The organism is Vibrio hangzhouensis (assembly GCF_900107935.1).
Lineage (GTDB): Bacteria > Pseudomonadota > Gammaproteobacteria > Enterobacterales > Vibrionaceae > Vibrio > Vibrio hangzhouensis.
This window is the reverse complement of the sequence record NZ_FNVG01000012.1, coordinates 52,085-76,313: the sequence shown is the minus strand read 5'-3', so window position 1 is coordinate 76,313 and position 24,229 is coordinate 52,085. Positions and strand designations below refer to the sequence as shown.

The window sequence follows — 24,229 nt, the reverse complement described above, 5'->3', positions numbered from 1 at the left end:
GGGCGTTTGAAAGAGGTAAGTTATGTCGATTGCTTTAATTCTTGATTGTGGAGCCACCAATGTCCGCGCTATTGCGGTTGACCAAAAAGGTGACATTGTCGCTTCACACTATGTATCTAATGAAACGATACAAAATGGGACTCAACACGTTTGGGACTTCCAACAGATTTGGCGAAAGCTCGTTGATTGTGCCAAAACGGTGACGGCGCAAATCAACTCAACGGACATTGTAGCAGTTTCAGTCACCACCTTTGGCGTAGACGGTGCACCTTTTGATAAAGAGGGGCAACAGATCTATCCGGTTATTTCCTGGAAATGCTCTCGAACGTCAACGGTAATTGAGCAGGTATCACAGGATCTCGATCGTGACGAACTGTATTTAGCCAATGGAGTAGGGGACTACTCATTTAATACCCTTTTCAAGCTCAAATGGCTGAAAGAAAATGAGCCGAAAGTCTACAAAAACATGGATAAATGGGTGTTTATCTCATCCATGCTCAATCAGAAATTAACCGGAGTATGGACGACTGATCGCACCATGGCCGGAACATCAATGATGACCGATCTGGACACCGGTGATTGGAATGAAGGTGTACTGCAGTATCTTGAGTTAAACCGATCCCATTTCCCTCCAATGGTGGAAGCCGGAGAGATCGTTGGGACACTAAAAGAAGACATTGCGTTTTTGCTCGGTATCCCTGCTAAAACCCCGGTTGTTTCTGCCGGGCATGATACACAGTTTGCCCTGTTTGCCTCCGGTGTAAAAGAAAATCAGCCTTTTTTGAGCTCGGGTACCTGGGAAATTTTAATGGCACGCTCACCCCGTCCAACCCTACACCCGGACTACTTGAAAGATGGGATGACAACCGAACTTGATGCCAAAAATGGTTTGTTTAATCCAGCGATCCAATGGCTATCCAGTGCAGTGATGGAATGGGTGGCGAATACCTATTTTTCAGACATCAAAAACAGTGACAACAAATACGCAATTATGGTCGCCGAAGGCGAGGCTGCGCCAATTGGTTGTAATGGTGTGAGATTTAACCCTTCGTTCTTGCTGGATGCAACAGGTAAAGGCAATGGTGGTATTACTGGCTTATCAATAAATACAACAAGAGGTGAAATTTATCGTGCTGCCCTTGAAGGTTTGGCGTTTCAGCTCAAAACCAGTTTGGACTCGCTCTCCAACACCTGTCACCTGAATAACGAGTTCCTGATGGTCGTAGGGGGTGGTTCCAGAAATAAGCTCTGGAATCAAATTCGAGCCGATGTCACGGGCATACCCATCCACGTTGTTGATCAACCAGAAGCGACAGTGACGGGAGCGGCTATGTATGCATTGGGTGGGTCAGGTGTGTTTATAGATGCCTGTCAGGCGCAGGAATGGATGAAACCCGGTTATCAAGTGGTTACCCCTTCGAAAGGGCAGGTTGACTATGCCGAACTGAATAAGGAGAGGCAAGATGCTTAAAGGAATACACCCAGCAATAAGTCCCGAGCTGTTGGCGGTTCTGAGCCGAATGGGACATGGCGATGAGATTCTATTTGCCGATGCACATTTCCCGGCAGAGACGTTCGGCAAAAATGTGGTTCTGAGAGCGGATGGCGTCAACATAGACACACTACTGGGTGGAACCCTGCCGTTATTTGAGCTGGATGCGTATTGTGAATGTCCATTGGTCATGATGCAGGCGGTCGAAGGGGATGAACTCGATCCTGGTGTAGAAGCGAAGTACATGGCCGCCATTACGCCTCACACAAATACAGTGCCTGCTCTGGAGCGTATGGAACGTTTTGCGTTCTATGAGCGAGTTGAGAAGTGCTTTGCGGTGGTCCTCACCGGTGAAGTCGCGAAATACGGCAATATTATTTTAAAGAAAGGCGTCACGCCAGTTTAAGGAATCCATACAATGACACTAAGACAAGAATTAGCACAAGAGATCATCGATACCTGTTTAGAAATGACCAGACTGGGTCTGAATCAAGGTACCGCGGGAAATGTTTCTGCTCGCTATGAAGGCGGGATGCTCATTACACCAACCGGTATTGAATACGACAAACTCACACCCGAGCATATTGTCTACGTAAGTGGAGAGGGCGAATTCGAAGAAGGCAAAATCCCTTCGAGTGAATGGGCTTTTCACTTAACTTGCTATCAGGCCCGAGAGGATTGCCATGCCGTTGTACATAATCACGCGATCAACGCGACAGCAGTATCTATACTCAATCGTCCAATCCAGGCGATCCACTATATGGTTGCAGCATCGGGCACGAATGAAATACCTTGCGTTCCTTACGCTACTTTTGGTTCTCCTGAGTTGGCTGATTTCGTAGATAAGGGTATCCGTCAAAGCAAGTCTATTCTGCTTCAGCATCATGGCATGATCACTGTGGGTGACAATCTCAAAAAAGCACTGTGGTTGGCACACGAAACAGAAGTGCTGGCAGAGCTGTATTTGAAGTGTGCAGCGGTGCAGCAAAGCGTAGCGGTGCTTCCAGCTCAAGAAATGAACCGAGTGCTTGATAAGTTCAAGACATACGGCCTTCGTGTGGAAAAGTAATTGGTGAATTGGGCTCGATAACATCGGGCCCGTAAGGAGAGTGTAGTTATGGTGTTTGCATTAAATTTACCCAAGCTTTCTCTGTCTGGCGTAGGGGCCGTGGAGGAGTCTGTTGCAGTGCTGGATGCGCAGCCAGTAAAAAAGGCGATGATAGTCACTGACAAGAACCTGATTGAGCTCGGCATCCTGGAGTCTTTGTATGCGGCGCTCGACAGTAAAGGTTTCGATTACGTCACCTTTGACCAGGTAACGCCCAACCCAACCGTCAAGCTCGTGGATGTTGGCTTGAAGTTTTATCAGGACAACCACTGTGATTGCTTCATTGCTGTCGGTGGCGGTAGCCCAATAGATTGTGCCAAGGCGATTCGTATTGTTGCTTCGAACGATGGTCCCATCACGGAGTACAATGGCGTAGGCTTGGTCAAAAATGAAGGTGCTTTCTTCATTGCCATCAACACCACGGCAGGCACGGCGGCGGAGATGACATCGAACTCCGTCATCACAGATGAAGTGAACCACGTCAAAATGGTATTGGTGGATACCAAACAGATCCCCAATGTTGCGGTGAATGATCCGTCCTTGATGGTCGGTTTGCCAGCATCGGTGACAGCGGCGACAGGGATGGATGCGCTGACGCATGCCATTGAGTCGATAGTAACCCCGGGTGCACACAGGCTCACTTTGCCAACAGCTCTGGAAGCGGTGAAACTCATTGCCCAATGGTTGCCAGTCGCGGTGAAAGACGGCAACAATATGGAGGCTCGGGCCGCATTGGCTGATGCGCAGTTCTTGGCGGGAATGTCATTCAATTCAGCGGGGTTGGGGGCCGTTCATGCTCTGTCACATCAGCCTTCAGCAACCCATAACCTTCCCCATGGCGTCTGTAATGCAATTTTACTTCCCCATGTCAGCGCGTTGAACGCACAAACCGCTCCGGTTGCCTACCGACCTGTGGCGGAGGCGATGGGCGGCGATACTAGTCGCCTCGATGACCGCGGTGCTGCCGAGTTGGCCGTGGAATTGATTAGGAAACTGTCGAGTGAAGTGGGCATACCCAGTGGTTTCACCAGTCTGGGTATTGAGACTGCTGATATTGATGGTTGGGTTCAAAAAGCGATGGACGATGTGTGTATGGGGGGGAATCCGCGTACTCTAACGCCTGAGGAAGTATACGGCTTATACACTTCCGCGCTCTGACGAATGTGCCCCCATTAATATGGCGGTCTGATAAACGAAAGGTCTGGCACCTACGCCAGACCTTTTCAATGCTCTAAAGTCACTACATTATACTAACTTAGTGAGTAAAAATAACCTCATCGCTGGCCACGCGGTGGCGGTTTCCATAAATGCCTTCTTCGGTTCTGACACCGCAACTGATGATCATGGTGATTTCGTCGTTGTCGCCTAGTTCTAATAACTGTTTGGCTCGCACAGAATCGAAGCCTTCCATTGGGCAGGTGTCGTATCCCTGCTCACGCATCGACAGCATAAAAGTCATGGCTGCCAGTGACGCACTTTTATGCAGGCAGACTCGAACATCTTCTTTGCTGACTTCACGAACCATGGGTTTATTACGGCCTAACCAAAGACTGTACAGTTTACGAGCGATACCGCGAATGCCGAAGCGATCGTTGTTGTACACCATGGGAATGAGCTTGTCGTAGTACTTGAACGCGCGTTTAGAGATCTCGTCCTCTTCACGCCCGGCGAAGTTAGCTCTGACCACGTCCGCATTCATTTTTGCCCGTTGTTTCCATATGTCGGGCGTAACCGTGACCACCACTAACTCATTCGAGGTCTTAGCAGCATTTTGGCCCATGCAGATCTCACTGAGTTGTGAACGCTTCTCGGCACTGATGACACGATGAAAAGCCCACATCTGCATGTTACTGCTGTTGGGGCTTAACGTAGCATTTTCCAGTGCTCTTTGTACCGCGTTATGGTCAAACTTCGCATTTTGATCGTATTTACGCACCGATCGGCGAGAGCTGAGAAGCTGCTCCAGGCTTGAAAGTTCTGTCATGATGATACCGGATTACTCATTTGAGTGTCTTTCTATCAGGTATCAGGTCTCGCGACAAGTAACACGCCGACGCGTTAGTTTGATTTGACGAAGGTTGGCAAAAGAGAATGGTGTCTTTTCAAGTAGATAGACCAATACGCCCGAGCCTATGATGGTCCCAAAAAATACGATGGTATCTCGGGAAATAGTCGAGACGCCGACAATTCCAGCGACGTTATTCATGTAGATGGTGATAAGCAGATGCACAACGTAAATAGGGAGCACCCACTTTGCCAACGTTAGCCAGATTTTATGGCCACCAAAATTGGGGTTACGCAGTAACCAGAAGAACAGCCCCGCCCCCCAAAGAGCGGTGCCAAGCAAAAAATCATTCATATTGAAGATTTGTCCTTGGCCATGGAGGAAGTAGGCTTCGGCAAAGTGCATCGCCATTCCAACCAAAGCCAGTGCCAGTGCCTGAGCTGATGTCATTGACCAGTTTCTACGGCGGGCTTCAAATCCAATAGAGACCATCAGAAAACTGAAAAATGGTCCATTTCTAGTGAATATGGGGGTTTCGACCCCAGTGACAACCTGATAGCTGCCGGCCATTAGTCCGTAGATATAGAATATGGCGGCAAATGGCAGTAACAGTGAACGACATCTGTTGTCGACAAACCATGCGATCATCAGTACGGCAAGTGCCAGCGACGGGATGAACCATAGATGCACTAACCCGCCCTCAAACAGGGTATTTATAGGGTTTTGCATGAGGTAGTTCCAGTATCCCTGACGTTCCGCGAGATAGCCATGCTCAGCCACAATCCCTAGATTAAAGGGCGATACCAGGCAGATAATGCTCCATACTACCCATATCAACATCAATGGCAGGCCGTAGCTTTTGGCTGTCTGATAGGGCTGGTCATTGAGTTTTGGATATATCAGATAACCGGCGATGAGGAAGAACACCGGAACAGCAAATCGCGCCAATTGGTTGGTGATATAGTTTAGCCAGGGCTCTTCGTTGATAAACCCATAGTCCATAAATAGTTGACAGTGGATGCTGATGATAGCGATAAGCGCAATGACGCGGGCGAATTCAAAACTGGCGATTTTTTGGGGCGTTGGCATGTTGGGCTAGGTGGCCTTTCTACTAAAGTAATCTTGAGCCAACATTAGCATTTCTCATGCATATAAGGGTGTTTAAAGTCAAAAAACGCATCTGGATTGCTTAGGAAATTGAAACAATTTGTAGCTCATCGCAAAAAGGCCAAAGAAGAAAAGCGTTTTCTGACAAGAGTACGGAATCAAGTATCAGCATTGCTGATATGACCTATTTTGCGGCTGGTGATGAACAGCGTTAATGTACTCACCATCAAAGCGTTGTAATGCTTTGGTACCTTAAGCTTGTAATTTATTTAGAGTGTCATTCTAAATCTTGATTGATAGATGCATCGTGTATCCATATTTTCAGTCTCAGCGGTTCCCGTTAAAGGAACCGCTTTTTTTTTTTGCTGTATCGTCCAGCAGCTATGAATGTATCCCTATGTTTTAATTGATGTTCAATCTGCTAATAACGATGCCAGCGATCACCATAGGCTTGAGAATAGTCTGGTTCTGATATTTCCAGATTCAGATCGTCACATGGTTGCAGTGGGCCAATAACCGTTCTATAGGGAAGTATGCCCGCCCAAACGCGCAGGTCGAGATCGTCTTTGTCATCGTTAACACCGTGACGACCGATCTTTACCGAAGTTTCTCTCAATTCGATGGCCAGTACGTCTGTTGCAGACAGTTCTTTGTCATTGCTTAAGCGAACCTCTTGTGTTCTCCCGGGGGCAATGTGCTCAATAAAATGGTTGAGCACTCTATCCTTATCATGGTGTGACTCAATGGCCTCAAATTGCCCGAACACCATCGCGCTTCGATAGTGTGCACTGTGATGAAATGCGGACCGTGCCAATACCCAACCGTCAAAAAGAGTGAAAGTCAGACAGGTTGATTTTCCTGACTTTAACGACTTAATCAGGCGACTATTCTTTGCCCCATGAACATAGACTTTGTTATCTAATCGCCATGCAAGCATGGGAATCACCACGGGGTGATTGTCGTCATTGATGGCGATATGAGCTATCAGTGCTTCATCAATAATGTCGTAAAGTGCTTGTGTGTCGAACACCGCTTTGTGATTACCTTTTTTTATTTTCGTCCGCTCTGTGCCTGATAACATGGTGATCTCCTTGTCGTTAGTTTTACTGCAAAATAGGAAAATTTTGGTACTATAGTTAGGTCCAAAATTAAAATAATGGTGGATCCAGTTTGAATCGTATCGATTGCAGCGATATCTCATTAACTAATGACGATACGACGCTTCAGAACAGTTTGTTTGAGCAGATTCGTTCACGCATCCTTAGTGGTCTCTGGTTATCAGGGGCAAGACTCCCCTCAACGAGAACGTTGGCTAGTCAATTACAAGTAAGCCGAAATACGGTGATCCAGACTTATGACCAATTGGTGGCCGAAGGGTATCTGGTGGCGAAGCCAAACAGTGGGTATTCAGTAGCATTGACTCTGCCTGACCATTATTTGCAGACACGAACCAAAGACTTGGTTTCTGAAGCGGGGGTTGATCAAACCCCGGACAATGGTCTGTTTGCGCCAGGCGTAGCGGATCTGTCTCTCTTTCCGATTCATCAGTGGAACCGATATATTCAGCGGCATGCGGGTCGCCGTTCTTTGTTGGGAAATCAGGATCTGCAAGGATTGGTCGCACTTCGGGAAGCACTGCATCGTTATCTCACCAGCAGCCGCTCGGTGGTCTGTCATCCGAATCAAATCATCGTTACAGCAGGGGCGCAACAAGCCATTGCTATTGCTCTGATGGCGATTCGTAAGCAGGGCAAACAAGGAAAATTTCTGATTGAGTTTCCCGGCTATCGCCAGGTAATGAAGGTACTTGATACTTACGACATGGATTATGGCGTGGTGGACGTCACGGCAGAGAGAGGCTTACAGCTCTCGCAAATTACCGGACAAAACGCATTGGGTGTCTATCTTACCCCTAGTAATCAGTACCCAATGGGAAGTTCGATTCAAACCGATCAACGCCTGCAGTTGATTCAGTGGGCCCACACGAATCAAAGTTGGATCATTGAAGATGATTACGATAGTGAATTTCAGTTCGACAGTCGTCCACTACGAAGTATGCAGGGTCTGGCGGCTGAAAGCGGTCACGCAAGACAGATGGTCTACATCGGTTCAATGAGCAAAGTGATGTTTAACGCGCTAAGGGTGGGCTATATGGTTGTACCTGAGCATATGGTAGAACCTTGCCTTCAGGTCAAAGATGCATTGTCAGGTGATACACCATCACAGATTCAGGCAGCATTAGCCGATTTTATCGACGATGGTGCTTTGGTCAGGCATGTGCGCAAAATGCGCCGCCAATATGAACAAAAATATCGTTTGCTCACACTGTGCATTAAAGATAATTTTGGTGACGAGTGGCAGGTTGTGTCTCAAGGGGCGGGGTTGCATGTTACGGTGCAGTGGCAAGGCATGGTCGATGAGAGTGAGCTGTCAGCTATTGCCTCTCAGCATGGCATTATCGTTCGGCCCATGAGCTACTATGAGTATCAGAATCGGCCTCGACAATTCGGCTCTGTGGTGTTGGGATACGGTAACGCTTCTCTCGCGGCCATTCCTGATAGCATTAACCAGTTAGCTCAAATCTACTATGCTCTGAAATCAGAGGGCATTACTTAATTAATTTCAGTAGCGCTTTAAATTGATCACCGCGGGCGACTTTTTGCAACTCAAACAGCGCCATTTCTGTTGACGAGAGCACGACACCTTCTTGTTTGAGTCGCTCCAAAGCGACGGCTTTGTTGTCAGGATGGCGTGACGAGACGGCATCAGTGACAAGATGAACCTCATAACCTTGTTCGAGTAAATCGCAGGCTGTTTGATGGACACAAATGTGAGCCTCGATGCCGACCAAAAGGATCTGTTTTCTGTTGTTTTCAGAGGTGCTGCGGCGAACAAGGTCTTCCCCCCAGGCACTGAATACGTCTTTGGCGATTGGAGTAAGGTGTGGGATTTCTTGACGAATCTCATCAATAGTGGGACCCAATTTGTCAGGAAGTTGTTCAACCCAGATGATGGGAAGCTCCATAAGTTTGGCGGCCTTGGTCAGTGTATTCAGGTTACTAAACAGAGTATCCTTGTCGTGCATAATTTGGGCGAGCTTTCCTTGTACATCGATGATCATCAATTGAGTATTATTTTGCTCGAGCATTTAATTCTCCTGTTCTAATATATGTTCGACAAACCATGAACCAGCACGGCCCAGTCCGCTACGCCATGATAACTCCACAGGCCAGACAAGTGTCCCATCATAACGTCCCACGTTCAGTCTGGTAACTAGACCATGGTCGATAAACGGTTGAGCCAGTTTTGTTGGATAAGCAACATACCCCATACCTTGGAGTAACATATCTTGCAGTTGATAGTGGTTTTCATAGCGAATTAGTCGCGGACTATATCTCAGTGATTCAAGTAGTTCGCTAGTGGCCACTTTCCCTTCCAAAGAAAGGATTTGTGGGTAACGTTGAAGATCCTCAGTTGTGATTTCGCCACGAAGTTGTGCCAGAGGATGATTTGGCGATGACAAAAAGCACCAATCAATAGAATCCACCGTTTGCACATTACTCCCTCTGGTTGGACAAAGTCCACCAGGCGCAATCATGATGTCCGCGCCCTCAGACTCGTTTATCGCAAGCGAGTGGGTTTCGGCATCGACCAGCACTAAGTCGACTTCAGGAAACTGATGAGAGAGTTCAGCAAGCGCTTCGGTAAACCTGGGATAGAGGGTCATGCTGTGTGTCGCGATAGTTAGGCTTGGTTCATCACCTTTTTGCAGGGCCTTAACCTTTCGGTCGATAGCTCGCAGTCGCGGGACGATTTCAAGCGCTTGGAAGTAAAGAACTTTGCCTTCTGGTGTTAAAGTGGGGGCTTTGCCAGCGACACGTTCAAAAAGGGTAATGCCTAGATCAATCTCCATTGCCTGAACTGCTTGATTGACCGCAGAAGGACTGACATTAAGTTGGCGTGCAGCGGCAGAGAATGAACCTGTTTCGGCAATGGATACGAGATAAAGGAGTCGTTCGGAGTTCAGTAACATGTTGCCCACTAAGGTTGATAATTCTTACCGCTGTTTAAGAAAGCGAGGATCCGGTAACGGCTAATGGCAGTTTATTGAATTATAGAAGATCTTTCAGCTCAATATGTGATACAGAGTTCGAAGATTTCCTCACATTTACATAGTAAATCACCGGATTTTTTCCTTGATAACTGCACAGTACATTGATGTGTACTCAAGGCCACTTAATTGTGGCCTTGGTGAATCAACAAGCGTCTATTTATTAGAATTAGGATGAGCCCCCAATACGACCACTTGGGCATCATTATTGTCAAACATAGTGAAATCATATTGTTCTACCTGCCATGTGTCGTAGCGGTCAAGATAGATTTCTTTTGCGTTTTGGTCGGTATAGATGGTCCATAGTGTAGGGAACACATTATTCACATATGGGTCAAGTTGATCGTAGCCTGAAAATACTGACGCACCGGCCGCCTTGAGGCTATTGAGTGCTAATTGGTTGTCAGTAACGTCACGAGCGTACATGTCTTCAATGACTTCTTTGGCACGCAGTCGACGATCAAAGGCGCGAATCGTTGAGCCAGATTCAGTTTGTTCTTTATCAAGATTCATATGGAAACCAAACTCAGGATCATTTGATAGATACTGCACACTGGCTGCCTCAGTCACATCACCTTGATAGATTTTCACTTCACCTTTGATGAACTCAATAACCGCGCTTTGTCCACTGGCATCTGTCAGGTGATAGTGTACTGGTGCGGCAATGCATTCATTTTCGTGTCCAGGTAAGTCACATACTTTGTCTTGAATCACATCGATATTATCCAAGTGATGAATAACTTCTGCGACCGAGCCAAAGTTATCGACGGCATAGTTAGGAAATTGTGATGCTGCGACGTCTGGCACGCCTGTGCGGTCTGGTGCCATCTCGGTATAGTCGTTACCAAGGTAAAGAATTCGCGCCACAAGGCCGTTATCGTTCATGGCTTCAGCAACCAGTTGAGGGGTAAAGGATTTTATCTTTATGGATGCGTACTTGCTTTTCGTTTTCATAGCTTCAGCAGTATCACCATACTGACTGGTAATGCCTTTCCCTGCTCCCACCACAATCGCATCGTCATGACCAAACCAGTCCATAGTTCGTACGGAAAGACTGGCCTCGCCATTGTTATAAATAGCGGATGTACACGCGACACTATTGGCAATATAACCTGTCGATAGAGTTACGACTACAGCTAGGCTAAGAACTGACTTTTTCATAATGACCTCATTTGATTTTGGGGAATGCGTTTCGTTGAGGACATAGTAAGTACTTTCATGAAATAGGCTAAATTAACACCTGTAAGTAGTGCTAATAGGATGCTAAAGAGGAAGAGACTCTGTTTTTGGTCTAGAGTATTAACACCAATCATAACCTCAAGGAAGAAGTATGAAATCATTGCAGCAGTGGTTAGACGCGTATGGAGAGAGCCATCAAAATAGCACCAACCGAAAAATCCACAAAATAGCGGTGCCGGGGATCTATCTGTCTATCGTTGGCTTGATTTGGTGTTTGCCTCAGTTGCCTGCGGGTAGTTTGAGTATTAACTGGGTGTGGATCGTTATGGTGCCAGTGATGGTGTTTTATTTGCGTTTATCACGCTCTGTGTTTATCCAGATGTTGATATTTACCTTAGCGTGTCTGGCATTGATTACGTTTGCCGCTATGTTGGGCGTGTCAATTTTTTACCTGTCGATTGTGTTATTTGTTGTGTTATGGGTCATGCAATTTATTGGTCACAAAGTTGAAGGTAAGAAACCGTCGTTCTTTGACGATTTGCAGTTCCTGCTTATCGGCCCAGTATGGGTTTTCAGACAGAAATAGCCAGTTGTTAATAGATCAATGCCCCTTTTGAAGGGGCATTGTCTTAGTGAGCAGTCGTTAAAACAACCCGCCGTTCATCGATAAGTGGACGAAGATACTAGCGGCATAACCGAGTGCAATTACAGGCATCCACTTCAGATGTCCGAAGAAGGTGTATTTGCCATGGGCTGCCCCCATCAATGCGACACCTGCGGCTGAACCAATCGATAGCAGGCTACCACCGACCCCGGCGGTCAGCGTGACCAGAAGCCAGTTACCCATTGAGAGCTCGGGGTTCATAGTTAATACAGCAAACATAACCGGAATGTTATCGACGATTGCTGACAGGATTCCCACCATGACGTTGGCCCAAACAGGATCCCATTGGGTATACATAACCTCTGATACGACACTGAGGTAACCCAGTAAGCTAAGACCGCCAACACACATTACAACGCCATAGAAGAACAACAGTGTGTCCCACTCGGCATGCGATACACGTCTGAATACATCAAATGGAACGATAGAACCCAGTCGTTTCAAAGCCGCTTCATCGTTGTTGGCAATTGCGATCGCTTTCTTCTTAGCAATGGAGCGTGGCAGGGTCTTGCGCAGGAAGAAACCAAAGAACTGTAAGTATGCCAGTCCCATCATCATTCCCATTACTGGCGGGAAGTGAAGGACTGCGTGGAACGCAACAGCGGTAGCGATAGTCAGGATAAACAGACCGACAATTCGGAAGGCTCCGCGCTTTAATTCAATGTGCTCATGAACTGAGTCCGGTTGCGCTTTCGGCACAAACAACGACATGATTACAGCGGGTACCAGATAGTTAACGACGGAAGGTACGAACAGAGGCATAAACTCTGAAAAGGAGACGTGACCTGCTTGCCAAACCATCAGGGTAGTAATATCACCAAAGGGGCTGAACGCGCCGCCGGCGTTTGCTGCAACCACGATGTTAATGCAGGCGATATTCACAAATCGCAGATTGCTGCCACCCACTTTTAGCACCACGGCACACATCAGCAATGCGGTTGTCAGGTTATCGGCGATAGGTGAAATGAAGAACGACAGAATACCCGTCAACCAGAACAGTGACCGGAAATTAAACCCCTTACCCACCATCCAGGATTGTAATGCGTCAAACAGTCGCCGCTCTTCCATTGCCGAGATATAGGTCATGGCGACCAGAAGGAACAGTAGCAGTTCGGCGTATTCCAACAGATTATGTTCCAGTGCTGACTTAGCTAAGTCTATCTGTCCTAGATCCTTGAAGACAAAGCCAATCAAGATCCAAATCAGACCCGCGGCCAGCAGTACTGGTTTCGATTTTCGTAGTTGTAAGTATTCCTCCATCATCACCAGGGTATAGGCAATGCCGAAAATCAGCAGCGATGCGTAACCGACGGTTGACTGAGTAAAGTTAAAGGCATCGTGAGATGCAGTTTCAGACGCGAAAGTAGACGTGGCGATAAAAGGGAGAACAAAAAGGGTCTGCCATCGACTTTTTTTCATCATGTTTTGATCCTTCAAAAGCTAAATAAAATCAGGCGCTAACAATTGCCATACGATATTTTAAAGGTTATTCAACATCTTCGTTGTGAGCTATCTCGTATCTGACGAAAGGTGAGTAAGCTTTTTGACAAAGTATTAGGAGGTTCTAGGCTAAAGAGAGAACAGGGAAGAGTGAGCGCTGGTCGTAGATGGCCATCAGTGAATCACGGGGTTTAAGTCTTTATAAGGGAGCGCATTTTATGTGGAGATACGTGTCAGCATTACTGATGATTGTGACGGGTTTCGCTGCCCAGTTTGTTCATGCCGAACCGTCGACCTATGTTTGCGACAGTGCATATAAATCGAGTCATGCAGTCCCCATTCTGGAAAGTGAATGTCCGATAGGAGATGGGCTGTGGGGCAATCAACAGCCCAAAAGTCCGGCTGAGTCTTACTGGATTCAATGTGGATTTGTTAAGTCCGGGAGTTTACGTTCAATCCCGAATCGTCTTCAGCAGCTCACCAATAAATCTGTGTGGCTAAAACCTGAAATGAAAGGAGACCGCTGCCTTATCGGGCCCTATGAAGAGTTCAGTGCAGCGCAGCAGGATCTGGCAAAAATCAAATCGATACCATCTTATAGTGATGCGTTTATTCGTTCATTAGCCCAGCGAATCACCACCAGTAAAACCCAGTTGATTGCCGGAGAACGTACTTCTCGTGCTTCGCAAGCCAGCCAACCGGTTCATTCTACTGTTGTCGCAGCGACACCTTATATGATCGCCGGGAAGCACAGTCGCCAAGACTGTCAGTGCTACTTTTAGTCAGTAGGCTTTAATACCGTAGTTCTTGAGTTTCTTAGGGAGAATGTCATTAAGCTGATCAATGTCCTCGGGAAAAAGCTCAATCAGCTGCAGATTATGTTCGTGATAGAGTTGCCGAGTTCTCTCGATGAGTTTTGAGTCTTCGGGACCTGAATCTGATCCCCAGAACTGCAAATACACCTTGCCTGATGGAAGATAGAAGTCGCTAATTACATCTTCTTCGATCGGTAATTGCCTCTGGTAAGCATGGACAACACCAGCCATGTAGAGCCAGTTGTCGATAATCAGTTCGGCCTTGGATCTGACATAATGACCATCTAAAGTGCGGTGTTTGGCGACAAATTTCTGCCGGAAGCTGGAAAAAGACTTTTCGGTTGAATGCGCTTCGGCGTCTTCGCCTTTAAATTCGATGACCGTTTGCTTCAGACGTGCATTCCTGAGGATAGATGGATGCCAGACAACAAACTGTACTTGCTTGGTCTTGTCGTGACGTTGTTGAGCACCGGAACGAAGCCCAATATCGGTAACCAGCCAATTGACCTCATCTCGCTGTATCCAGCCCAGTTCACTGAGCAGGAGGTTGATTTTTTTGGCTGGTAAATCAAAGTGCTCCCCCAGTTGGGTGGCTGTAAGTGCTTTATCTGTGATAAGTGCGTCGTCTATAAGAAGCTTTTCCGGCCAGACAATAAAGCGGCCAAATTTCTCACTGTCGATGTACTCCCCGCCAAAGCGATAGCCGGTATCGGTAAGGTGCCAGCTGGCGTCGTGCCAGACGACGTATCCGGCTTGCTTGAGGGTTGTAAACAGTGCTTTGGTCTCAACCCCTTTCACTTTGGCCAGTGCCGACGTTGAAAGCTTTTTGTTCATAGTTCACTCCTCGAGACAGACTGTGAGTCGAGATAAACGCGTCTAACAATATGAAAGATCATGATTTACCCTATCACTGAACGGCATTGGATGCCAACCATCGCTGTGCTGCTGTATTGAAGGTGACGTTATTAGTTTCAAATAGCAGAAAGTGCAGACAGCAGTGCTACGCCCATCGTGACCGTGACTGTAGAGAGCACGGTCGTCAGCGCAATAATGTTCGCGGCAAGCACAGCATTGCCCCCCATAGAGCGTGCCATCACGTAACTGGCAGCAGCGACAGGGGAAGCATTCATTAAGAACAGAATGCCCAACTCCACACCGCGAAAACCGTAACTATAAGCTGCGGTGGAGATCACTAAAGGAGCAAGTATCAGCTTGTAGCTGCTGGCTACCCAGGCCGGAGCCTTTTCTTTTTTCATCGATCCCAAGTCTAGTGAACCGCCAGTACACAATAGGGCAAGTGGTAGCGTCATACTTGCAAAGTAGCTCCCGGCATCCACGGCAATATCAGGAACTGGAATTGACAGTAAATAAAACAGCATTCCTAACAGAATAGAAATGATCAGTGGATTCTTAGTGAGTGTTTTCACGACGATTTTGCCAGCAGAGAGTCCAGATACACTTCCTTTTGGTGTTAAACAGACGACGGCCTGTACATTGTAAATGAAGGTGGTGAGTGCCACGTAAAGTGCGGCGAGTGCTATGCCTTTATCTCCATAGGCGTTGGCCACGTAGGCGATACCTATGATGCCCGTATTGGCACGAAATGCCCCTTGTACTATGACCCCCTTGTCTGTTGAGCGCTTAAACACGGAGCCGACCGACACATAGGTAAAAAGAAAAAACAGAATATTGGCCAGCATACTGAATGTGAGAAATTCACTGGCAGCAGAAAAATCGTGTTCAGACGTGACGATACTAAGAAATAGCATTGCCGGTAGTGTGACCTGGAATACCAGTCTCGACGCCACATCAATGAAGTTTTCGTTGATCAGCCCGATGCGTCTGAACGCCACCCCCAGAATGAGCATCAGGCAGATAGGCCCGGTGATGGAGAAAGAAAACAGCATCTGAGCAAACAGTGAATCCATTACAACGTCCATATTGAGGTGAACACAACAATGAATAATTATTCCACATTTGGTCATGTACATAAATGTGGCTTGATAAATAGTACGACCGTGCTAAATTAATATCTAGTAGTCGTCAATACTGAGAATTCAATGCGAAAAGGTAAGCTGACAAAAGAACATATCCTGAATCAGGCTTTCGATATTGCCAGTCGAGATGGGCTGGAAAGCCTAACGATCGGTGAGCTGGCCAAACAGTGCCAGATGTCGAAAAGTGGTTTGTTTGCTCATTTTAATTCAAAAGTAAACCTTCAGGTGGCGGTTGTCGAACATGCGGACTCGACGTTTCAGGCGAGGGTCATTGCCCCGGTTCGTGAGCAACAACATCAGATGGTGCGAGACAAACTTAAGCACCTCATTGATAACTGGATGAGCTGGAATCACTCTTTTCAGGGAAGCTGTATGTTTATCGATGCCTGGCGTGACAATGGCCAGGATGAACTGCAACAGGCGTTACGTAACACAATCTACCGTTGGATAGGTTATCTGACAATCCAGATAGAGAAAGGGGTGACCAGCGGGGAGTTCGATGCTCAGCTCGACGTCAGGCAAGCAGCTTTTGAGCTATATGGGCATTATCTCAGCGCGCATGTCTTTTATTCGCTGGTGGGTGAACAAGAGAGCAGTCAACGATTTTGGAGCAGTGTCGAGAAGTCATTGAACTCTTGGTCTTGATAGGTAATTTTTTTATTATAAAAAAGCACGACCGTTCTAATCGTGCAAAAGGGAAAGTCAGTCATGAGTGATAAAATTTATTTCAACACATCCAACAAGTTCAGTTTTAAGAAACGTATGGTTAACCTGACCACGCGCGCCCACCATAAACTTGCGCCCAGTCATGCGAAGCAAACCGCCAAAAAGCTGTTGCTCACTCCCGTGCGTTCAAAACCCAAGAATGCAGAGCCAACAGGACTGATTAAAGCAGAAGTGGTCACCTCCGAAGGCGTATTAAAGACCTATCGGTTGGGGCAGGGCCCTGTGTGGTTGTTAACTCACGGTTGGTCAGGTACGGCGAGCCAGTTCTTTCCGCTAATGGAGCACATTGCAAGCCGGGGGTATACAGCATTGGCTTATGACCACCCGGCTCATGGTCAGAGCGAGGGGGTATATGGCCATATTCCGGCATTTGTGGGGGGATTGGAAGGGTTACTTGACAGCGAAGATGAGGTTGCGGGACTGGTTGGGCATAGCATGGGCACCGCCGCCGCCATTGAATGTAAGCACATCAAGTTACATGACAAGCCTCTACTGCTTATCGCACCGGTTCTGGATTACCTTGATAACCTGTTTGGTAGTGTTGCTCGTTCTGGATACTCGATGAGACTGTTTGAGGCCGTGGTCGATGAGATCCAAACGCAATATCACTATCCAATACAAACCATTGATCCGTATAACAAACTAGCGTTACGAGAAGCGCCAACCATTATCGTTCATGATGAAAAGGACCGCTTTACCAATTATTCGGTGTCAAAGCGTGCCGCAGAAGAGATGGCACAAGTCACCCTGGTGACGACACATGGACAAGGGCATGGGCGGGTAATGCAATGCGAAGAGACAAAGGCAAGTTTCGACCAACTGATCAATTTTGATCTTTAACCTCTAGGGTTAGTTACAGGCACTTAATCTGGGATAAATGTGAGATGATTTGAATACCGCCAAAAACAAACAAATCCAGTTTATTTGAAGTGTCTATTGAAGAGATAAAAGTGAATGTTTTTACGGATATGAATCAGTCTCCTATTTCCTGATTCGAACCCAAGCAACAACCCAGTCATCCCCTTGAGAAAGGGGATCTCACTCAGCGCGTCACGAAGCTTACTTGCATTTTTTTATTTAATTTCAGCTAGCTATGCGTTTTAGGAGAACCTCACTTTCGTAAGAATGATGGGGACTTTAGGTTTGGAAGATAATGGAAGCAAAGCAGTTTCTGGACAAGGACGTCAAGGACGTACAGTGTGATTGACGCTCGCACGTACATTCTTCAAACTTTCATTTTTATAGAATGCTCAAATGTTGCGTAGGTCAAATCAGATGTTCTATGAAGATTTGGGCGATTTTGTTATCTGTATACGATACCAATTTCTTCTGAGGTTTCCCCCTCTCCGAACGGATTCTCAGCCGTCACACGATATCGATATGCCTGTCCCAATGTCGCATCCCGATCTTGAAATGATACCTCTGACCCACTATAGACTTCTTCCCAATAAAATTGAAACGGCCATGAACTATCACACAACCCCGCTTCTGGTGGTTCAGACGTTATAGTAAACACTGCACATCGCTCTAATTTATAGTTACTGGCACCTGGCACTGGATTCCACTCAACCTTGATGTATATGCCAGAGTATGGTGTTGCGGTTAAATTTGTCGGTGCCGGCGGGGGGAGCTGAGGCATTGCTGTGACTTCAAGCGATGGATTACCTTCCCCCCAATTATTTACCCCGGTGATAATGTAGTAATAGGGCATACCGACTAAGTTCGTATGGATAAATGGGTTGACGATATCTGCAATCTGAGAACCGGTGAAAACCGTTACATTGGGATTATTAGACCAATACAAGTTATAAGAGGTTGCGGTAGGTATGTCATCCCATGAAATGACAATTTCGGCATCTTCTACTGTTGCCGCTATCTCCGTTGGTCGTGGAGGAAGGCCTGCGATGACAGAGACTTCTGCTGATACCGAGCTTTCATAGTCGTCGAAAACGGAAGTAATCACATAATAATAAGTCAGGCCATTGACGAGATCGGAGTGGGTAAACGGGCTATTCACATTCGTAATGATACTGCTGTTGTATTTTGTCACACTAGGTTGCGTTGACCAGTAAATATGATAGGAGTCGGCTCCCCATACACTTTTCCACTCAAGGGCTATCTGGCGGTCATCGGAATCTGTCCATACACGGTTAGGAGCTGGCGGGAAGTAATTAATTGTGACGGAATCATGACCAATGTTTCCAGCAGGATCAAACGCTGTGACGGTAATATCATTACTGCCGACGGAGAGAGGGACGGTCGCTGACCAAAGGTGATACCAGTCCGTTAGGGTGCCATATTGGCTGTCTGCGAACCCAGACCAATAATTGGTATTATTCGTCAACTCGACATCTACGCCCGGGTATCCGTTATCGAACCAACACAAAAAACAACAAATTCCAGCACAGGGGAGCATGATATAGGATTCGCTGATAAATGCCGAGCCAGATATCAGCGCATAAGCACCATCATCATTGTAGGAAACCAATGTTGCCTCTGATGATATGGTCACCCATCCAATGCCTACATCAGCCTCACCATTACTGTCACCATCACTATCACTGCCGCCACATGCAGTTAATAGAACGGTAAGTAAAATCGTAAACAGTACCAAAATGGACGATGAGCTTCTCATAACCGTACCCTTTTCACTTAAAGTTTGCGATCAACACTCGATTAATATCCCTGTCTCAATTAGTGGTCATGATATAACTGAGAGGTGAAATTATGATGCATACCTAGATTATAGAATTACTCTTGGTTGACCACGAAAAAAACTCATTACTTTTGGTGATGAGGCACTCTAGTGACGTTCTACAAAAATGTGATTCTGCCCCTTTGTGATTTAGAGGGTGTTAATTATTTTGTTTAACAACAGTGTTTTTGCATTAACTTTTCTATTGGTAAACCATTATTGCTAGTTGAGTTTCAAAATGATTGTTGTTAAGTTGTCTGAATGAAATACACTTCAACGCCTACATCATTCTTCTTCTGGTGGCGCTCTATATAGAGCGGCACGGAATTCTTACATTCTTAAGCTGCTGGAAGGTAGCTAAGACTGTAATTTGTTTTGTATCTCCAGTAGCGATCTGTTTTAACTAGGAGATACTCCCATGAATACAAAACAAAATGCTGAAAAGCCAGAAATTATTTTGACCGGTGATAGAGCTACAGGTCCGTTGCATCTCGGTCATTATGTCGGCTCTTTAAAGCAGCGTGTAGCTTTACAGGAAATTCACGAGCAAACGATCCTTGTTGCTGATATGCAAGGCCTGACTGATAATGCTCACAACCCCAAAAAAGTATCAGCCAATATTCTAAATGTCGTGGCTGATTATCTGGCGGTGGGTATCAACCCGTCTCAAACAACTATTTGCCTTCAATCTCAACTCCCCGCACTTGCTGAGTTGACCATGTATTACAGCAACCTCGTGACTATCAGTCGTCTAGAGCGAAACCCGACAGTTAAAAGTGAAATACACAATAAAGGATTTGAACGATCTATCCCAGCTGGTTTTTTAACATATCCTATATCACAAGCTGCTGATATAACAGGGTTTAACGCATCTTTGGTTCCAGTTGGGGATGACCAATTACCAATGCTTGAACAAACTAATGAAATAGTGAGAAAGGTTAACTCACTAGCAGGACGTGTTGTTTTAAATGAATGTAGACCTTTGCTCAGTAACGCATCGCGACTTCCTAGTACAGATGGAAAAAATAAGATGTCCAAATCGATGGGTAACGCCATTAACCTTGGTGCTTCTGAAAAAGAAATCTCCGCCGCTGTAAAATCGATGTATACCGACCCAAATCACCTAAAGGTCGAAGACCCTGGCAATATCGAAGGAAATGTTGTGTTTACTTATCTCGACGCTTTTCATCCTGATTTGGACTATGTCAATCAACTAAAAACACACTATCGACGTGGAGGTCTTGGCGACGGTGCAACGAAAAAAATACTGGAAGAGTGTTTGCAGGATATGCTTCGCCCAATAAGAGAGAGAAGAAGTCAGTTTTTGAATGATAAAGCTCACCTAGTTGATATTTTAGTCAAGGGCAGCCAAGTCTCTAGAGAAAAGACATCGGAAGTACTTTTTAATGTTAAAGACATTTTTGGACTAAATATATTCTGAACCTCTGGAAGCTGTTTCTATAAATGTGGCAGTTTAAATTATGCGAATGTAGTAGAAATAGCGAGTGCCGGTAACTCATTTCGGTCTACATTCGTTCTAGCTGAGCAAATTGGCATAACGTAGAACATCCCCAAAAAGTTTTAGAAAAAACTTAGCTATCATGCAGGTAAATCTCAGTTGTCCCAACTTTTCTTGATACTTATAGGGTGTCTTTAACATTGAGGGCTTCTTCAGGTTTTGCCCTATCTGAAAAGCGACACGCTGGATCTTTACCATGCTTTGCGCTATGAATAGTCAACGACAGTGATTTATCGAAACTTAGAAGTAAGAGGCGGTCTGATTAACTATGTTGATTTTTATCGAGCGTAATCATGAATTATCACACAGCCAGGCCAGAAATGTTGCCGAGCAAGTAGCCAATGAACTGGAGCAGGAGTTTGGCCTGCGCTGGCACTGGGACGATGAACATCTGCACTTTCAGCACCATTCTGCCCGCGGGTGGTTGTTGCCAACCTCCGGCAAACTGAGCATGAATATCCGCCTCGGCTTTGCCGCCAGTCTGTTTGCATACTCCATCGAACAACATATTTCCCTGCGCCTGGACGAACTGCTCGGCTAGCCCCCCCATGAAAAATTGATCCAGCACAAATCCCATCAATATTTTTTCGATTTTTTTGTGCACTGACAAGCTATTAGAAAGCTGACTCTAACTTCTCTACCTATGATGAAACTGGAATGAGAATTCAGTCTTATTCATTTTAAGGAGGGAAAGATGGGGATCTTCTCACGCAGCGCAGCCGACAATGAAAAAAGCGTCGAGAGCATGCGCGAAACAATGATGTATAACATCTGGCTGGCCGGACTCGGCGCCTATGCCAAAAGTGCCGAGGAGGTCAATCAGATCTCTGGACGCGGCCGCTCGGTATTCGAAGACCTGCTCGAGCGCGGGCGTGCCATCGAAAAACAGCAGAAAGAGCGTGCATATACCAGCCGTAGCCAAGCCGCTGTGGCAATGGAAGAGCGACTGCATCAAATGGTGCAGAAAGTTACTGGTGTCGACAGCTACAAACTGAACCAGGTTGATGACAAGCTGGACAGACTGACCGAACAGGTCGAACTGTTGCTCAAGCAGAGCCAGGATCAGAAAGAGAGCTCGCCAGCAGCGACTAGCGCTGCAAATACTGCAGCTAAAGCGCCACCTGCCAAGCCAGCTGCAAAAACCGCCAAGGCCAAGCCGCGCGCAGCCTCAGGTGTAGCAAGGCGAAAAGCTCCGGCCAGCAAGGCCAAAGCCGCTAATGCTCCGGCTAGCAAGGCAAAAGTCACTACTGCACCGGCCAGCGAGGCAAAAGCCACTAATGCACCGGTAAGTAAGCCAAAAACTGCAACAACCGAAAAAGCGGAATAACCCGACACACCAGTTTATTGGGAGGACATCATGAGCAAATTGAGCACAGTTGACCAAACCGCCACTCAAATCGTTGAAAGCGGTGAGTCTATGACACGAAACATCTGGCTGGCCGGGCTGGGCATGTATAGCCGCAGTGTCGAAGAGGCCCAGTCTATCAACCAGAAAACCAACCGCATGTTTGACGAACTGGTAGAGCGTGGCAAGGAAGTGGAACAGGCTGCGAAAGACAAGATCGATCTAACTCGCGATAAAACCGCCGACCATCTTGAAGACCAGATGAACGACGTAATGTATCGCTTTAGCGGTATCGACCGGACCAAACTTGATCGGTTAGATGAAAAAATCGAAAAGCTGACCACCATCGTGGAAGCAATGCTGGAACAGCAAGCGAAAAAATAGCCGGCAACTTGCTGGTAAACAGGTGGGGCACTGCCCCCACCCCTTTTTCATTTGTTTACAAGACTGGGGCGGCAGGTGTCTATGAATCAACTCTCTCTTATCGATCTAGCGTTTGTGTTGTTTGAATCTGGTGACACGCCAATGCATGTCACTGGATTAGTCCATCTGCAGCCACCTACTGACTCCGAGAGCGCAGAGTTCGCATGTAACTTGTACAGCCAGTTGCTTTCCTATTCCGAGGTCAAGTCACCGTTCAACTGGCGCTTGAACCTGTCATTGACCGAATGGCCAAACTGGCAGGAAGTCCCGAACGTGGATATCACCCAGCATGTTCATTTGTCGATGCTGCCTCAACCGGGTAGCCGTGAGCAACTTCTGGATCTGGTCGGACGGATCCACAGCCATCAACTGGATCGCTTCCGCCCATTGTGGGAAATGTGGGTGATTGGTGGCCTGGAGAACAACCAGGTGGTGATCTGCTTCAAGGTGCACCACGCCATTGCTGATGGCATGAAAGTCGGCAAGTTGTTTGATTTCTGCACGTCACAGGATCCCGCTGAGTCGGGCACGCCATTCTGGCAGCAGGATCTGGGAAAATCGCGCAAGCGACAGCAGGAAGAAAACAAGCAGTTGATCACCCAGTTGTTTGGCTCGGTCTGTGAACTGAAACGTCAACTAAGTGCCTCTCTCGGCTTGGTCAGCCTGGGCACAGGTATGCTATCGAAACTGTTTTGCGGCAAACGTCCCGATCTAAAAGTCCCCTTTACCGCACCCAAGACCCCGTTCAATCAGAAGCATCACAAATCGCGCGCAGTTGGCCTGGGCCGCCTTCCTGTCAGCCAGTTTCGGCAGATTAGCCGTCTCACCGGCGCATCACTGAACGACGTGATGTTATGCGTGTGTGATATTGCCTTGAACCGCCACCTGCAGGATCACCGTTTGTGTCTTGAGAAGCCTCTGGTCGCCCTGATGCCGATTGATCTGCGGGAAGAGGGCGCGGTCAAAAAAGGTGGCAACAAGTTCGCGGTTGGCCTGGTTGAACTGGGCCATGCCCTGGATACGCCGACCAGGCGCCTGGCAGCGATCCAGCAGTCGACCCAAGATGTGAAGCACCAGGCGCAGGAGGTGTCACCCGGGGGGTATATCAATTATTCGATTCTGGTCAACGGACTGGCATTGTTAGGCGGTAAACTGAATATCAACCATGTGGTACCGCCAGCCACCAACCTGATCATCTCCAATGTGCCGGGACCAGCGCAGCGGCGCTATTTCTTCGGTGCCGAAGTGCAGGAATGCTATCCGCTGTCTCTGCTGATCCCTGGCCAGACCATTAACATCACCATGTTCGGCTACGATGACCACCTGCATTTCGGACTGGTCAGTTGCCCGTCTAGCTTGCCCCATGCGGAGAAAATTCCCGACTACCTGGAAGAAGCACTGGCGTCCCTCGACCAGGATGTGATGGAAACTGCGATGTCAGCGGTAAATGGTGGACTGTTCGATCCCCTTGCCGACGATCATTCACAAAACCTGGCATACGAGGCCGAGATGCTGCTTGCCGAACTGAAACAGTTCAAGGTATCACCTCTTCCTCGGCAACACCGTAGGGTAACCAGAGAAACCGAGCCAGCGAAGGAGTAAG

24 protein-coding genes are annotated in these 24,229 nt (G+C 47.1%); 14 read left to right on the top strand and 10 right to left on the bottom strand.

The genetic code is table 11. The features are described 5' to 3' along the window. Window positions 1–22 precede the first annotated feature (22 nt). The 4 genes from fucK to C4S60_RS13240 are packed head-to-tail and all read left to right on the top strand — an operon-like array spanning window position 23 to window position 3,758. Complete coding sequence (gene fucK / locus C4S60_RS13255) at window positions 23–1,471, top strand: L-fuculokinase (protein WP_103880834.1); 1,449 nt, start codon at window positions 23–25, stop codon at window positions 1,469–1,471. Then, window positions 1,464–1,898, top strand: coding sequence for an L-fucose mutarotase (gene fucU / locus C4S60_RS13250; protein WP_103880833.1), 435 nt, complete (start codon window positions 1,464–1,466; stop codon window positions 1,896–1,898). Before fucK ends, fucU begins: the two co-directional genes overlap by 8 nt. A gap of 12 nt (window positions 1,899–1,910) precedes the next feature. Further along, a complete protein-coding gene (locus C4S60_RS13245) occupies window positions 1,911–2,561 on the top strand; it encodes an L-fuculose-phosphate aldolase (RefSeq protein WP_103880832.1) in 651 nt (216 codons plus the stop codon). Between the two features lie 48 nt (window positions 2,562–2,609). Then, the gene (locus tag C4S60_RS13240) at window positions 2,610–3,758 is read left to right on the top strand and encodes an iron-containing alcohol dehydrogenase (protein ID WP_103880831.1); all 1,149 of its coding nucleotides are present in this window, start codon (window positions 2,610–2,612) and stop codon (window positions 3,756–3,758) included. 97 nt (window positions 3,759–3,855) lie between these two features. Here C4S60_RS13240 and C4S60_RS13235 read toward each other — a convergent pair whose 3' ends face one another. The 3 genes from C4S60_RS13235 to C4S60_RS13225 form a co-directional block, all read right to left on the bottom strand. Then, window positions 3,856–4,584 (bottom strand): nitroreductase family protein, encoded by a 729-nt coding sequence (locus C4S60_RS13235; protein WP_103880830.1) that lies wholly within the window; start codon window positions 4,582–4,584, stop codon window positions 3,856–3,858. Between the two features lie 42 nt (window positions 4,585–4,626). Further along, entirely contained in the window at window positions 4,627–5,694 is a 1,068-nt protein-coding gene (locus C4S60_RS13230) for an acyltransferase (protein ID WP_103880829.1), read from the bottom strand. A 439-nt stretch (window positions 5,695–6,133) separates the two neighbouring features. Continuing rightward, a complete protein-coding gene (locus C4S60_RS13225; protein ID WP_103880828.1) occupies window positions 6,134–6,793 on the bottom strand; it encodes a pyridoxamine 5'-phosphate oxidase family protein in 660 nt (219 codons plus the stop codon). Window positions 6,794–6,882: 89 nt separating this feature from the next. On the opposite strand from C4S60_RS13225, the gene pdxR reads away from it, so the two are divergent. Continuing rightward, on the top strand, window positions 6,883–8,328 hold the full coding sequence (gene pdxR, locus C4S60_RS13220; RefSeq protein ID WP_103880827.1) for a MocR-like pyridoxine biosynthesis transcription factor PdxR: 1,446 nt from the start codon (window positions 6,883–6,885) through the stop codon (window positions 8,326–8,328). On the opposite strand, the gene C4S60_RS13215 is transcribed toward pdxR, so the two are convergent. The 3 genes from C4S60_RS13215 to C4S60_RS13205 form a co-directional block, all read right to left on the bottom strand. After that, a complete protein-coding gene (locus C4S60_RS13215) occupies window positions 8,321–8,860 on the bottom strand; it encodes a hydrolase (RefSeq protein ID WP_103880826.1) in 540 nt (179 codons plus the stop codon). The two genes, pdxR and C4S60_RS13215, sit on opposite strands and share 8 nt — an antisense overlap. Then, the gene (locus tag C4S60_RS13210; RefSeq protein WP_103880825.1) at window positions 8,861–9,745 is read right to left on the bottom strand and encodes a LysR family transcriptional regulator; all 885 of its coding nucleotides are present in this window, start codon (window positions 9,743–9,745) and stop codon (window positions 8,861–8,863) included. It abuts the gene before it with no gap. Between the two features lie 234 nt (window positions 9,746–9,979). Beyond that, a complete protein-coding gene (locus C4S60_RS13205; RefSeq protein WP_103880824.1) occupies window positions 9,980–10,984 on the bottom strand; it encodes a linear amide C-N hydrolase in 1,005 nt (334 codons plus the stop codon). A gap of 169 nt (window positions 10,985–11,153) precedes the next feature. On the opposite strand from C4S60_RS13205, the gene C4S60_RS13195 reads away from it, so the two are divergent. Continuing rightward, the gene (locus C4S60_RS13195) at window positions 11,154–11,588 is read left to right on the top strand and encodes an Mpo1 family 2-hydroxy fatty acid dioxygenase (RefSeq protein WP_103880822.1); all 435 of its coding nucleotides are present in this window, start codon (window positions 11,154–11,156) and stop codon (window positions 11,586–11,588) included. A 57-nt stretch (window positions 11,589–11,645) separates the two neighbouring features. Here the strand turns inward: C4S60_RS13195 and nhaD are convergent, their stop codons facing one another. Next, the gene (nhaD, locus tag C4S60_RS13190; RefSeq protein WP_103880821.1) at window positions 11,646–13,088 is read right to left on the bottom strand and encodes a sodium:proton antiporter NhaD; all 1,443 of its coding nucleotides are present in this window, start codon (window positions 13,086–13,088) and stop codon (window positions 11,646–11,648) included. Window positions 13,089–13,324: 236 nt separating this feature from the next. On the opposite strand from nhaD, the gene C4S60_RS13185 reads away from it, so the two are divergent. Next, entirely contained in the window at window positions 13,325–13,888 is a 564-nt protein-coding gene (locus tag C4S60_RS13185; protein WP_103880820.1) for an SPOR domain-containing protein, read from the top strand. Here the strand turns inward: C4S60_RS13185 and C4S60_RS13180 are convergent, their stop codons facing one another. Further along, complete coding sequence (locus C4S60_RS13180; RefSeq protein WP_103880819.1) at window positions 13,889–14,755, bottom strand: glycerol kinase; 867 nt, start codon at window positions 14,753–14,755, stop codon at window positions 13,889–13,891. It abuts the gene before it with no gap. A gap of 137 nt (window positions 14,756–14,892) precedes the next feature. Then, window positions 14,893–15,849: an AEC family transporter gene (locus C4S60_RS13175; RefSeq protein ID WP_103880818.1), complete on the bottom strand. Its 957-nt coding sequence runs from the start codon at window positions 15,847–15,849 to the stop codon at window positions 14,893–14,895. Between the two features lie 132 nt (window positions 15,850–15,981). Here C4S60_RS13175 and C4S60_RS13170 point away from each other — a divergent pair, with 132 nt between their 5' ends. Together C4S60_RS13170 and C4S60_RS13165 are read left to right on the top strand one after the other, a co-directional pair. Then, window positions 15,982–16,563 (top strand): TetR/AcrR family transcriptional regulator, encoded by a 582-nt coding sequence (locus tag C4S60_RS13170; RefSeq protein ID WP_103880817.1) that lies wholly within the window; start codon window positions 15,982–15,984, stop codon window positions 16,561–16,563. 63 nt (window positions 16,564–16,626) lie between these two features. Beyond that, on the top strand, window positions 16,627–17,484 hold the full coding sequence (locus C4S60_RS13165; protein ID WP_103880816.1) for an alpha/beta hydrolase: 858 nt from the start codon (window positions 16,627–16,629) through the stop codon (window positions 17,482–17,484). A 463-nt stretch (window positions 17,485–17,947) separates the two neighbouring features. Here the strand turns inward: C4S60_RS13165 and C4S60_RS13160 are convergent, their stop codons facing one another. Next, entirely contained in the window at window positions 17,948–19,279 is a 1,332-nt protein-coding gene (locus tag C4S60_RS13160) for a fibronectin type III domain-containing protein (protein ID WP_103880815.1), read from the bottom strand. A gap of 478 nt (window positions 19,280–19,757) precedes the next feature. On the opposite strand from C4S60_RS13160, the gene trpS reads away from it, so the two are divergent. The 5 genes from trpS (at window position 19,758) to C4S60_RS13130 (ending at window position 24,228) form a co-directional block, all read left to right on the top strand. After that, window positions 19,758–20,780, top strand: a complete 1,023-nt coding sequence (gene trpS / locus C4S60_RS13155; protein ID WP_103880814.1) for a tryptophan--tRNA ligase — start codon at window positions 19,758–19,760, stop codon at window positions 20,778–20,780. 346 nt (window positions 20,781–21,126) lie between these two features. Next, window positions 21,127–21,399 carry a polyhydroxyalkanoic acid system family protein gene (locus C4S60_RS13145; protein WP_103880812.1) on the top strand — a complete coding sequence of 91 codons (273 nt, stop codon included), beginning with the start codon at window positions 21,127–21,129 and terminating at the stop codon, window positions 21,397–21,399. Window positions 21,400–21,552: 153 nt separating this feature from the next. Next, the gene (locus C4S60_RS13140; RefSeq protein ID WP_103880811.1) at window positions 21,553–22,185 is read left to right on the top strand and encodes a phasin family protein; all 633 of its coding nucleotides are present in this window, start codon (window positions 21,553–21,555) and stop codon (window positions 22,183–22,185) included. A gap of 30 nt (window positions 22,186–22,215) precedes the next feature. Next, a complete protein-coding gene (locus C4S60_RS13135; RefSeq protein ID WP_244183096.1) occupies window positions 22,216–22,587 on the top strand; it encodes a phasin-related domain-containing protein in 372 nt (123 codons plus the stop codon). Window positions 22,588–22,668: 81 nt separating this feature from the next. Further along, complete coding sequence (locus C4S60_RS13130) at window positions 22,669–24,228, top strand: wax ester/triacylglycerol synthase family O-acyltransferase (RefSeq protein WP_103880809.1); 1,560 nt, start codon at window positions 22,669–22,671, stop codon at window positions 24,226–24,228. Window position 24,229: the final 1 nt, after the last annotated feature.